We start from the raw sequence: 12,287 nt of genomic DNA, 5'->3' as shown, positions 1-12,287 counted from the left end.
CCTTCTTTGAATTAAGTTGAAAACAGCGAAAGGCCGAATTTAAGTCAAAAAAAAACCTAACCCACCATCTAATTAGCCCTGGAATAGGGATATCGTAGATAATGGATTAGGTTTTGCCCGACGCCAGTCGCAACCAAGTCGGTAACAAGCCTATATCAATATTTAGAAATTAGTTATTCCTTATGATACTTGCAAGCTATTAACTGTAATTTTGGCAAAAATGTGATACTTATCATAAATACAGTAGATAATTCGAGTATGTTGCTGTGTCATTGACTTTATAAAAATTATGCCTTAGCCTGAAAAATGGAATATCTATATGAATTAGTGTACAGGGGGGGAAATGACTAACTAGATCAGGCACAACCAAGTTACAGATATATTTTACCTATTCTATAGGTTAGGATTGATAATGGTTTATTCTTAAGGTATATCTTTTGTTAACGATAATAAAACTCATAAATAATAATGTCGTTCTTGCTATTGATGAGAATAATAATGAAATGATTCTTATGGATAAGGGTATAGGGTTTAATAGGAAAAAAGGGGATAGGCTGCATATTCAAGATGTTGCAAAAGTTTTTACTATCGAAAAACATTATAAAATAAATCAGATCCTTTCTACTATCCCTGTTTCAGTTATAGAGCTAACTGAGAAAATTATCACTTTAGGTAAAGATTTTCTTGCCAAACCTCTTAACGATTCATTACTCATTACTTTATCAGAACATTTAAACTTCGCATTTGAGCGTGTGAGCAAAGGATATCAGATTGGTAATGTCTTGCAGTGGGAGATCCCTCATCTTTATCCGTTAGAATATGAAGTCGGTAAACAGGCGATTATTCATATTAATAATCAGATTGAAACACCATTACCGCCGATAGAAGCTTCATTGATTGCCTTGCATTTTGTTAATGCTCAATATGAAGGGCAAACGATGGGGGATACATTAAAATTAACGAATTTAATTAATAAAACTGTTAAACTCATTCACTACTATTTTCATGTTAACCTTGATTCAACGTCAGTGAATTATTCTCGTTTTATTACTCATCTGCGATATTTCTTGATCAGACAAAATAAAAATCAGCATTCGTCTGCTATTGAAATGGATTTCTCATTGCAAGAATTGATAGAGGAAAAGTATTTCAAAAGTTACAACTGTGCAGTGAAATTAATAAAATATCTGCGAGAAAAATATCAGTGGAAAGTTCCCGATGATGAACTGATTTATTTGGTGATTCATATAGAACGGGTGGTCAATGATAGTTATAAGGCCAGAGATTTATAGCAAGTGAGCCGTCAAACAGGTTTGTTGACAGGTATTAATTTAAATAATATGAGATAAATATATTTATGCTTTTGATTTTATTGACAAAAAATTAAATGCGGGTGGTGAAAATGAATTATAAAGACGTTGCGAAAGATATTATTATATTTGTTGGGGGAGGTGGGAATATAAATAAAAGTTGGCATTGTGTTACCAGATTACGTTTTAATGTTATAGATGATAGTAAGGTAGATATTTCTGCGATAAAGAAAATGCAGGGAATTATGGGGGCGCGCTTCCACAGTGGACAGTTGCAAATAATTATTGGAAATAGAGTTGTTGAAATATTTAGTGAAATAATTAAGCAATTGAAAGAGAATGAAAGTGGCTGTGATGACCAAAATAAAAGCCGGATAAGTCATATTTTTGATATAATTTCAGGTATATTTGTTCCCATATTGCCGGTGATAGTCGGTGCTGGATTACTGAAAGGCGGATTGATTTTCTTCTATATGATGAACTGGGTTTCAGCGGAGAGTAATGAGTATAAATTATTATATATTCTTTCTGATGCGCCTCTGTATTTTTTGCCTGTTCTTCTTGCCTTTTCAGCGGCAAGAAAATTTAAAACTAACGAATTTATTGCGGCAACGTTAGCGTGTATTTTAATTTATCCAACATTATCTGATTTTATAAGCGCATCCGGCGGTGGATATCTCGATGTGTTTGGTATCTCTGTTCCAGCTATTCATTATAGCTACACTGCTATTCCAATTATTTTAGGTGTTTGGTTGCTTAGTTATATTCATCGATGGGTAGACAGATTTATTCCGGTAGTATTAAAGTTAATATTTACGCCATTATTAGTCTTATTGATTTCCGTACCAATTTTATTAATTATTGCTGCACCGTTAGGAAATGCAATTGGCCTGTATCTTGAGAAGGTGATTTTAGAGTTATTTTCTGTAGTTGGACCATTTGCCGGATTATTGCTAGGAGGGCTGATACCTATTTTGGTTATTACTGGGATGCATTATGCTTTTTTACCGAGTGTTTTTGCTAACTTTAAATCTCTCGGATACGATTTTATGTTATTACCAATTAGCTTCGTCAGTAATATTGCCCAAGCGGGTGCTACATTGGCAGTTGCAATTAAAATAAAAGATAGACAGATGAAGTCATTAGCTTATTCAGCCTCATTCTCTGCTTTTTTAGGGATCACTGAGCCTGCAATGTATGGTGTAACTCTTAAATTAAGAAAATCTTTTTATGCTTCATTAATTGGTGGAGCAGTTGGTGGGGCTATTGTGGGTATTTTCTCTGTAAAAATATTTACTTTTAGTATGCCAGGGTTGGTGTCACTCCCTTTTTATATGCTAAAAGATAGCAATAATTTCCTTTTTACTTTATTTGGAATTTGCAGTAGTTTCTTAGTTGCATTTATACTCACGTTATTAATGAAATTAGAATCTAATACTGAGCCTATGGTATTAAAAAATCCATACGCTTCGAAAACTAAAAAACTCACATTACTTTCTCCTATGACGGGTGAAATTAAACCTCTCTCAAGCGTACCTGATGATACCTTTTCTGAAAAAATTATTGGTGATGGTGTTGCTATTATTCCTACCGAAGGTGTAGTGAAAGCACCTTTTAATGGTAAAGTTTCAATGATTACTCCAACGGGACATGCTATTGGTTTAATTTCCGAACAAGGGATTGAATTATTGATTCATATTGGTATTGAAACTGTAGATTTACAAGGAAAGGGATTTAATTTGCAAGTTATGGAAGGCCAGACTGTGGTTGCCGGTGACATATTAGTTAATTTTGATATCTCTTTTCTTCAAGAGAATCAGATTCAACTAATATCGCCAATTATTGTTACTAATAGTGAAGAGTATTACTCAATAATTCCGACTAAGAGAAAAGAAGTTATAGGGTGTAAAGATTATTTTCTGACGATTAATCAATAATGCGGGAAATCGGTGCTGATGTAAGGTAATTGAGCCGTCATTCAACGCTCTCCCTCTGGTTGATAATCTACTTTTATTGAGATGTAGATCATCAATAGATCGGTTATAACGAATTATTATGGCTATAAAATCGATTTTTTTCGAAATGATAGTTGAAGTACTATTCATAACCCGATCAATTTCAGAGGTTAATCATTGTGACAGCAATTATTCGTCAATTCCTGAAATTAGAAGCAGCTGGCGGGCTACTTCTTATCATTGCTGCCATTATTGCGCTGATAATGGCAAATTCGCCATTACAGGGTGTTTATCAGCAATTTCTTAACATTCCGGTAGCAGTACAATTTTCTGCACTGGAGATAAATAAACCTTTATTGTTGTGGATAAATGACGGCTTGATGGCTGTCTTCTTTTTAATTGTTGGTTTGGAAGTTAAGCGTGAACTGCTAGAAGGTTCTCTGGCGGGACGTGATAAAGCGATATTCCCAGTAATAGCGGCTATTGGTGGCATGGTCGCACCTGCACTGATATATCTGTTATTTAACGGTGGTGATGAGTTTACCCGTCAGGGATGGGCTATTCCTGCGGCAACAGATATTGCATTTGCTCTGGGTGTGATGGCGCTATTGGCTAAACGGGTACCAACAGAACTTAAGGTTTTTCTACTGGCATTAGCGATTATTGATGATCTGGGTGTTATTGTGATCATCGCTCTGTTTTATACCAAAACAGTTTCCCTGGTCGCGCTTGGATTATCGGCAGCAATGATTGCTGCGTTGATTTGGATGAATTGGCGTGGTGTTGAAAAAACATCGGCTTATCTGGTTATTGGCACAATTCTTTGGGTCTGTATCCTGAAATCGGGTGTTCATGCAACATTAGCCGGCGTCATCGTTGGTTTTCTTATTCCTCTGCGTTGCCAGAGTGGTCATTCTCCTTCTGAATCACTTGAACATGGATTACATCCTTGGGTGGCGTATCTTATTTTGCCGTTATTTGCATTTGCCAATGCAGGTGTGATCCTGAGTGGCGTTACGCTAAATGGTTTGACTGATATGTTACCGCTGGGCATTGCGACGGCTCTGTTTCTTGGTAAGCCATTGGGAATTTTCCTGTTCAGCTATATTTCCATCAAGATAGGATTTGCTAAATTGCCGCAACGGATTAGTCTTAAACAGATATTTGCTGTTTCGGTTCTTTGTGGGATAGGCTTTACCATGTCCATCTTTATTTCAGGATTGGCTTTTGAAGGTGCAGGTGAATTTTTCAGTACCTATTCCCGTCTGGGAATTCTGATTGGCTCAACAACTGCCGCGTTAATGGGTTATGGCTTGTTACGAATGGTCTTACCAACGAAAAAGTAATGGCAGAGCCGTGATAAATTAATTAATTTAGCCTGATAGTTTCAGAAAGAATTTCCGAACTGACTCTCATTTTTGTACTCGCGGTACAACAAAAAATTGTATCGCGGATATTTTATGTAGCGAAAAAACAGGAAATCGCCGTAAAACGGTAAATTAGGAATGTATGGCTGGCGTTGGTTATCAGACGAAAGCGATACACAAGGAAAAACATATGCGGGTGTCACATCTGAATTTTAATCATCTCTATTATTTCTGGCATGTTTGCAAGGAAGGATCTGTGGTTGGGGCGGCAGAAGCGCTTTATCTGACGCCGCAGACGATTACAGGGCAAATAAAAGCACTGGAGGAGCGTTTAAGCGGGAAGCTGTTCAAACGCCAAGGACGGGGTCTGGTGCCATCAGAACTGGGACAGCTTATTTTCCGCTATGCGGATAAGATGTTTATGCTGAGTCAGGAGATGCTGGATATTGTTAACTACAGCCGTGAATCCAACCTGTTGTTTGATGTTGGTGTTGCTGATGCATTATCCAAACGTCTGGTTAGCCAGGTATTGGAAACAGCGGTAGTGGAACATGAGCAGATCCATCTGCGCTGTTTTGAATCAACCCATGAATTGCTGCTTGAGCAACTTAGTCAGCACAAACTCGATATGATACTGTCTGATTGCCCGGTGGATTCTTCCCAGCAGGAAGGGTTGTTCTCGGTAAAACTGGGTGAATGCAACGTCAGTTTCTTCTGCCGGCAACCTGTTCCGGAAAAGCCTTTCCCAGAATGTTTAGAGGAACGTCGCCTGTTGGTTCCAGGACGTCGCTCTATGTTAGGGCGTAAACTGTTGACTTGGATCCGTAATAAAAATCTTCAGGTTGAAGTTCTGGGTGAATTTGATGATGCCGCATTAATGAAAGCGTTTGGTATGTATCATAATGCGATTTTCGTGGCACCGTCTTTGTATACCAATGATATTTTTGCTGACAACGATATTGCTGAAATTGGCCGGCTGGATGCAGTGCAGGAAGAGTATTATGTGATTTTTGCTGAACGAATGATTCAACATCCGGCTGTTCAGCGAGTGTGTAATAAAGATTTTTCCGCGTTGTTTAATGCGCCATCTAAGAAGCGGACTTAAAAAATAATTGATAATAATTGCAAACAACAAAAAAACCGGCGAAAGCCGGTTTTTCAGTAATCTAAACGCAAATGATTACATTGCGTTGATTTGAGCAGCCAGATTAGATTTATGACGTGCTGCTTTATTTTTGTGGATCAGACCTTTACAGGCGTGACGATCAACAATAGGTTGCATGTCATTAAATGCTTTCTGTGCAGATTCTTTATCGCCAGTGGCGATAGCAGCATAAACCTTCTTGATGAAGGTACGCACCATAGAACGACGGCTAGCGTTATGCTGACGACGTTTTTCAGACTGAATGGCGCGTTTCTTAGCTGATTTGATATTAGCCAAGGTCCAACTCCCAAATATATTCTATCGAGGACAATTCAAAGGCCGAGGAATATGCCTGTTCAGCCTTCTTTTGTCAATGGATTTGTGCAAATAAGCGCCGTTGTACTGCGGCACTTGTTACGTTGTGATGGCGCAGGATTTTATCAGCTTAGTTAGTTGGAATACAGTCTTTCACAATAAAAATCTCATTGAATAGTCCTAATGAGAAATAAAATAAATATTTTTCGGGATTCCTGCCCGTTTTTGTTGTATGAATCAGGGTTATTAATTTTAGCCATCTTATGATGGTGGGTTAACCTTGCGCTTTGTACAAGGTATAATTTGGCAATTTCCAGGGTATTGAGCCAGCTATGGAGCTAATTCGCGGTATACGTAATATCCGGGCGCGTCACCATGGTTGCGTGCTGACGATCGGTAATTTTGATGGCGTCCACAGAGGCCATCAAGCACTACTGAAGCACTTAAAACGCGAAGGGCAGCGTCTGGGTTTACCAGTAACGGTTATGATTTTTGAACCACAACCCTTGGAAGTTTTTGCCAAGGATAATACACCAGCCCGTCTGACGAGATTGAGGGATAAAGCTAAATATCTCGCCCAGTATGGAGTGGATTATTTATTATGTGTGAAATTTGACAGGAATTTTGCGGCAAATACGCCAGAAGCCTTTGTTTCGCGGTTGCTCGTGGAAAAATTGGGTGTTAAGTTTCTGGCGGTAGGCGATGACTTTCGTTTTGGCAAATCCCGCAGTGGTGACTTTGCCTTTCTACAGCAAGCCGGCGAAACATACGGTTTTGACGTGACCAACAGCGAAAGCTTTTGTGACAGTGGCTTGCGGATCAGCAGTACAGCTATCCGTCAGGCACTGCAAGATGATGATTTGGTACTAGCTGAAATATTATTGGGCCATCCATATAGCATTTATGGCCGGGTCGTTCATGGCAAACGGCTGGGGAGCACTATTGGTTTTCCAACAGCGAATTTGCCATTAAAACGTTTAGTGGCTCCTGTACAGGGCGTTTATGTCGTTGAAGTCTATGGCCTGGGAGATAAGCCTTTACCGGGTGTTGCCAATATTGGTACACGTCCAACCGTCTCTGGTCAGGGCCAACAACTTGAAGTACATCTGATTGATACCCAAATGGATCTGTATGGGCATCATATTGATGTGGTGTTACGCAAAAAACTGCGTAATGAGCAGCGGTTTGCTTCTCTTGATGCACTCAAGCAGCAAATTGCTAATGATTTGGTCGCTGCGAAGGCATTTTTTAAACAGCAACCAGTGTCATGTATCTAGCGGAAAATTGGAATTGAGAATCGAATGAGTGACTATAAAAATACCCTGAACCTACCAGAAACAGGGTTTCCAATGCGCGGAGACTTAGCAAAGCGCGAACCAGACATGCTAAAACGTTGGTACAAAGATGAGTTGTATCAGGTAATTCGTAAAGCAAAAGCCGGTAAAAAAACATTTATTCTGCATGACGGCCCTCCTTATGCGAATGGCAGCATTCATATTGGTCACTCAGTCAATAAAATTCTCAAAGATATTATTATTAAATCCAAAGGGATGGCGGGATATGATTCGCCATATGTACCCGGTTGGGATTGCCATGGTTTACCCATTGAGCTTAAGGTTGAGCAGATTATTGGTAAGCCGGGAGAAAAGTTTTCCGCTGCTGAATTCCGTGCCGAGTGCCGCAAATATGCTAAAGAGCAGATAGAAGGTCAGAAGGAAGACTTTATCCGTCTGGGCGTATTAGGTGACTGGGATCGCCCATACCTGACGATGGACTTTAAGACCGAAGCCAACGTTATTCGTGCACTGAGCCGTATTATTGCCAATGGACATTTATTGAAAGGCGCTAAACCCGTTCACTGGTGTACTGATTGTGGTTCATCATTGGCGGAAGCGGAAGTTGAGTATTACGACAAAACATCTCCATCTATTGACGTGCGTTTTGACGCTGTTGATACGGCAGCTGTTTACGAGAAATTTGGTGTACAGCCATCAGATCAACCTGTTTCTCTGGTGATCTGGACAACCACGCCGTGGACGTTACCGGCTAACCGGGCGATCGCTTTGCATGCTGAATTTGACTATCAATTAGTACAGATTGAGGGTGAATGTTTGATCCTGGCTGCTGATTTGGTCGAAAGTGTGATGACGCGTGCGGGTGTGACGTCGTGGACCGTGCTGGGACATTGTGCGGGTTCTGCGTTGGAACTGTTGCGCTTCAAACATCCGTTTATGGGCTTCGATTCACCGGTTGTACTGGGTGATCACGTTACATTGGATGCGGGTACCGGTGCTGTCCATACTGCGCCAGGTCATGGCCCAGACGATTTTGTTATTGGTCAGAAATATGGTTTGGAAGTGGCAAACCCGGTTGGTCCGAATGGCTGCTATCTGCCGGGTACTTATCCTTCTCTGGATGGCGTGTTTGTCTTTAAGGCGAATGATGTTGTGCTGAATATCCTGCGTGAAAATAATGCATTGCTCCACCTGGAAAAATTACAGCATAGCTATCCTTGCTGCTGGCGTCACAAGGCACCTATCATTTTCCGTGCCACGCCACAGTGGTTTGTCAGCATGGATCAAAATGGTCTGCGCAAGCAATCTCTGAAAGAGATCAAAGGTGTTCAGTGGATCCCAGGCTGGGGGCAGGCCCGTATTGAGGCAATGGTTGAGAATCGTCCTGATTGGTGTATTTCACGTCAGCGGACTTGGGGTACGCCTATGTCCCTGTTTGTCCATAAAGAGACGGAAGAACTTCATCCACGTACTATCGAACTGATGGAAGAAGTGGCTAAACGTGTTGAAGTTGATGGTATACAGGCGTGGTGGGATCTGGATCCAGCCGAACTGCTGGGTGATGATGCGGCTAACTATGTCAAAATCTTTGATACTCTGGATGTATGGTTCGATTCTGGCTCAACCCATTCATCGGTTGTTGATGCCCGTCCTGAATTCCAGAGCAACGCTGTGGATATCTATCTAGAAGGTTCAGATCAGCATCGTGGCTGGTTTATGTCTTCCCTGATGATCTCAACCGCAATGAAAGGCAAAGCGCCTTACCGCCAGGTCTTGACACACGGTTTCACTGTAGATGGTCAGGGCCGTAAGATGTCTAAGTCTATCGGCAACACCATCAGTCCGCAGGATGTGATAAATAAATTAGGGGCGGATATTCTGCGTCTGTGGGTTGCTTCTACTGATTACACCGGTGAAATTGCGGTATCAGATGAAATCCTGAAACGTTCTGCTGATGCATATCGTCGTATCCGTAACACAGCGCGTTTTCTGCTGGCAAACCTGAATGGTTTTGATCCGGAACAACATAGGGTTAAACCGGAAGAGATGGCGGTGTTGGATCGCTGGGCTGTGGGTCGTGCTCAGGCTGCTCAGGCAGACATTACAAAATGTTACGATGAGTATGATTTCCACTCTGTTGTTCAGCGTTTAATGCAGTTCTGTTCTGTAGAAATGGGGTCGTTCTATCTCGATATCATTAAAGACCGTCAGTACACCGCGAAGGGCGATAGTCTGGCTCGCCGCAGTTGCCAGACTGCGCTGTATCATATTGCAGAAGCACTGGTTCGCTGGATGGTGCCTATTCTCTCCTTTACCGCAGATGAAGTCTGGAAGGAATTGCCTGGTAAACATGCTCAGTATGTATTTACCGAAGAGTGGTATGACGGCTTGTTTGGTTTGGCCGCAGGCGAACAAATGAATGATGCTTTCTGGGCTGATTTACTGGCTGTTCGTGGTGAAGTCAACAAAGTGCTGGAGCAGGCACGTGCAGATAAACATATTCGCAGCTCTTTAGAAGCCGCCGTCACTCTGTATGCAAATAATGAACTGGCTGATAAATTGAACAGTCTGGGAGATGAATTGCGTTTTGTGCTGCTGACATCTCAGGTTTCTGTTGCAGCTTATGAACAGGCGGGTGACGGTGCGCAGCAAAGCGAAATCGACAGCCTGAAAATTGCTTTCCATAAAGCGGATGGTGAAAAATGCCCTCGTTGCTGGCATTACGCTAAAGATGTGGGATTGGTGGCGGAGCATGCAGAACTTTGTGGCCGCTGTGTAACTAATGTTGCCGGTAACGGCGAAGAGCGTAAGTTTGCCTGATGAATAGACCCATTTGCTCCACTGGCCTTCGCTGGCTTTGGTTAGTTGTCGTGGTATTGATTCTGGATCTGGGTAGTAAACAGTTGGTGCTGAAACACTTTTATCTGTATGAATCCGTTCCATTAATACCTTATTTCAACCTGACTTATGCCCAGAATTTGGGGGCGGCTTTCAGTTTCCTTGCGGATAAAGACGGCTGGCAGCGTTGGTTATTTGCATTAATTGCCGTTGCTATTTCAGTCATATTGATGGTGATGATGTATCGCTCCAGTGCAAAGAAGAAACTGAGTAATATCGCTTATGCCCTGATTATTGGTGGAGCATTGGGCAATCTGTTTGACCGGTTGGTTCATGGTTTTGTCATTGATTTTATTGATTTTTATGTCGGTGATTGGCACTTTCCAACCTTTAATATCGCTGATATGGCGATATGCATCGGAGCAGCATTGGTTATTATTGATAGTTTTTCAAGCCCGGATGAAAAGACAATTAAAGCGGGATAAAAGCCTATTTTAGTAGGCGTTATTGTTCAGGCGGTTCTTGTGAGTGAATAGTGAACTTGGGCAGTGCCCAAGTTCGCTTTTTACGATAAAAAGCAGCAAATAAAAATAGGTTCTGAGTAATATGTCAAAGCAGGTACATGCAGATAGTGCGGTTTTACTGCACTTCACTTTAAAACTGCAAGATGGTTCTACAGCCGATTCCACCCACCATCAGGGCAAACCTGCATTATTCCGTTTAGGTGATGGAACCCTTTCTTCACCTTTGGAACAGCAGCTTACCGGTCTGAAAGAGGGAGATAAACGCACATTTACTCTGGCTGGTGAGGCAGTATTTGGTAAACCGAATCCTGATCTGATCCAATATTTTACGCCGCGTGATTTTGCCGAAACGGGTATTCCTGAAATTGGAACTATAATGTTATTTACGGCAATGAATGGCAGTGAAATGCCAGGCATCGTAAAAGAAGTGGCAGAGGAGTCCGTCACTGTTGATTTCAATCACCCGTTAGTTGATCAGAACATCACATTTGAGATTGAAGTGTTGGAAATTGATCCACAGTTGGAGAAAAACCATGCAGATATTGCTGGCTAACCCTCGTGGTTTTTGTGCCGGCGTTGACCGGGCTATCAGTATTGTAGAACGTGCTCTGGAATTATATGGTGCACCGATCTATGTTCGCCATGAGGTTGTACATAACCGCTATGTTGTGGATAACCTGCGCAAGCGGGGGGCTATCTTTATTGAAGACATCGCAGAAGTACCCGATGATGCGATTCTGATTTTTTCTGCCCACGGCGTTTCACAGGCGATCCGCGCAGAAGCCCGTTCCCGCAATCTGACAATGCTGTTCGATGCGACTTGTCCCTTGGTAACTAAAGTCCATATGGAAGTGGCCAGAGCCAGCCGCAAAGGCAAAGAAGCTATTCTGATCGGTCATGCTGGGCATCCGGAAGTTGAAGGGACAATGGGTCAGTACAATAATGCTGATGGTGGAATGTATCTGGTTGAATCTCCTAAAGATGTGTGGAATCTGAAAGTCAAAGATGAAGATAACTTGTGTTTTATGACTCAAACTACGTTATCAGTTGATGATACTTCAGAAGTGATTGATGCGCTTAATGAGCGATTCCCCAACATTGTCGGTCCCCGTAAAGATGATATCTGTTATGCGACGACTAACCGCCAGGAAGCGGTACGGGATCTGGCATCTGATGCTGATGTTGTATTGGTTGTTGGTTCAAAGAATTCATCTAACTCTAACCGCCTTGCGGAGTTAGCTCAACGTGTTGGTAAACCTGCTTACCTGATAGATTCTGCTGATGATATTAAAAAAGAATGGATAACTGGCGTTTCTCTGGTTGGAGTGACTGCGGGAGCTTCGGCACCGGATATTTTAGTTCAACAAGTCATTGAGCGGCTGAAAAATCTTGGTGCTGATTCTGTCGAGGAATTACATGGCAGGGAAGAGAATATTGTTTTCGAAGTGCCCAAAGAGTTACGTGTTGAGGTTAAACAGATTAGTTAAAAAGTACTGCGCCAGATTAAGAGTGAGATTGCTCATAATCTATTGATTTAAA

The 12,287-nt window shown here is 41.7% G+C and carries 10 protein-coding genes; 9 read left to right on the top strand and 1 reads right to left on the bottom strand.

All coding sequences use genetic code 11. The features are described from left to right. The first annotated feature begins 437 nt into the window (after positions 1–437). The 4 genes from C5471_RS09320 to nhaR all read left to right on the top strand — a co-directional run bounded on the left by C5471_RS09320 (position 438) and on the right by nhaR (position 5,737). Positions 438–1,292 carry a PRD domain-containing protein gene (locus tag C5471_RS09320; protein ID WP_133813675.1) on the top strand — a complete coding sequence of 285 codons (855 nt, stop codon included), beginning with the start codon at positions 438–440 and terminating at the stop codon, positions 1,290–1,292. Between the two features lie 110 nt (positions 1,293–1,402). Beyond that, entirely contained in the window at positions 1,403–3,247 is a 1,845-nt protein-coding gene (locus tag C5471_RS09315; protein WP_133813676.1) for a beta-glucoside-specific PTS transporter subunit IIABC, read from the top strand. Between the two features lie 197 nt (positions 3,248–3,444). After that, positions 3,445–4,611, top strand: coding sequence for a Na+/H+ antiporter NhaA (nhaA, locus tag C5471_RS09310; RefSeq protein WP_133813677.1), 1,167 nt, complete (start codon positions 3,445–3,447; stop codon positions 4,609–4,611). A 211-nt stretch (positions 4,612–4,822) separates the two neighbouring features. Next, positions 4,823–5,737, top strand: a complete 915-nt coding sequence (gene nhaR / locus C5471_RS09305; protein WP_133814245.1) for a transcriptional activator NhaR — start codon at positions 4,823–4,825, stop codon at positions 5,735–5,737. A gap of 75 nt (positions 5,738–5,812) precedes the next feature. Here the strand turns inward: nhaR and rpsT are convergent, their stop codons facing one another. Continuing rightward, positions 5,813–6,073, bottom strand: coding sequence for a 30S ribosomal protein S20 (gene rpsT / locus C5471_RS09300; protein WP_021326156.1), 261 nt, complete (start codon positions 6,071–6,073; stop codon positions 5,813–5,815). A 350-nt stretch (positions 6,074–6,423) separates the two neighbouring features. On the opposite strand from rpsT, the gene ribF reads away from it, so the two are divergent. The 5 genes from ribF (at position 6,424) to ispH (ending at position 12,235) form a co-directional block, all read left to right on the top strand. Further along, the gene (gene ribF / locus C5471_RS09295; protein WP_133813678.1) at positions 6,424–7,368 is read left to right on the top strand and encodes a bifunctional riboflavin kinase/FAD synthetase; all 945 of its coding nucleotides are present in this window, start codon (positions 6,424–6,426) and stop codon (positions 7,366–7,368) included. Between the two features lie 24 nt (positions 7,369–7,392). After that, positions 7,393–10,206, top strand: a complete 2,814-nt coding sequence (gene ileS, locus C5471_RS09290) for an isoleucine--tRNA ligase (protein ID WP_133813679.1) — start codon at positions 7,393–7,395, stop codon at positions 10,204–10,206. Beyond that, positions 10,206–10,709 (top strand): signal peptidase II, encoded by a 504-nt coding sequence (gene lspA / locus C5471_RS09285; RefSeq protein ID WP_133813680.1) that lies wholly within the window; start codon positions 10,206–10,208, stop codon positions 10,707–10,709. Before ileS ends, lspA begins: the two co-directional genes overlap by 1 nt. Positions 10,710–10,830: 121 nt before the next feature. Then, a complete protein-coding gene (gene fkpB / locus C5471_RS09280; protein ID WP_133813681.1) occupies positions 10,831–11,301 on the top strand; it encodes an FKBP-type peptidyl-prolyl cis-trans isomerase in 471 nt (156 codons plus the stop codon). Continuing rightward, entirely contained in the window at positions 11,282–12,235 is a 954-nt protein-coding gene (ispH, locus tag C5471_RS09275) for a 4-hydroxy-3-methylbut-2-enyl diphosphate reductase (RefSeq protein ID WP_133813682.1), read from the top strand. The genes fkpB and ispH overlap by 20 nt, the downstream gene beginning before the upstream one ends. Positions 12,236–12,287 lie beyond the last annotated feature (52 nt).

This window comes from Photorhabdus tasmaniensis (assembly GCF_011189505.1).
Lineage (GTDB): Bacteria > Pseudomonadota > Gammaproteobacteria > Enterobacterales > Enterobacteriaceae > Photorhabdus > Photorhabdus tasmaniensis.
Note: the sequence above shows the minus strand (reverse complement) of the source record. Positions and strands in the feature narration are given on the sequence as shown.

Bases quoted from the DNA above. Each gene is read 5' to 3' on its own strand.
- C5471_RS09315 (WP_133813676.1), top strand. From the start codon at position 1,403: ATGAATTATAAAGACGTTGCGAAAGATATTATTATATTTGTTGGGGGA.
- nhaR (WP_133814245.1), top strand. From the start codon at position 4,823: ATGCGGGTGTCACATCTGAATTTTAATCATCTCTATTATTTCTGGCAT.
- ribF (WP_133813678.1), top strand. From the start codon at position 6,424: ATGGAGCTAATTCGCGGTATACGTAATATCCGGGCGCGTCACCATGGT.
- ileS (WP_133813679.1), top strand. From the start codon at position 7,393: ATGAGTGACTATAAAAATACCCTGAACCTACCAGAAACAGGGTTTCCA.
- lspA (WP_133813680.1), top strand. From the start codon at position 10,206: ATGAATAGACCCATTTGCTCCACTGGCCTTCGCTGGCTTTGGTTAGTT.
- fkpB (WP_133813681.1), top strand. From the start codon at position 10,831: ATGTCAAAGCAGGTACATGCAGATAGTGCGGTTTTACTGCACTTCACT.
- ispH (WP_133813682.1), top strand. From the start codon at position 11,282: ATGCAGATATTGCTGGCTAACCCTCGTGGTTTTTGTGCCGGCGTTGAC.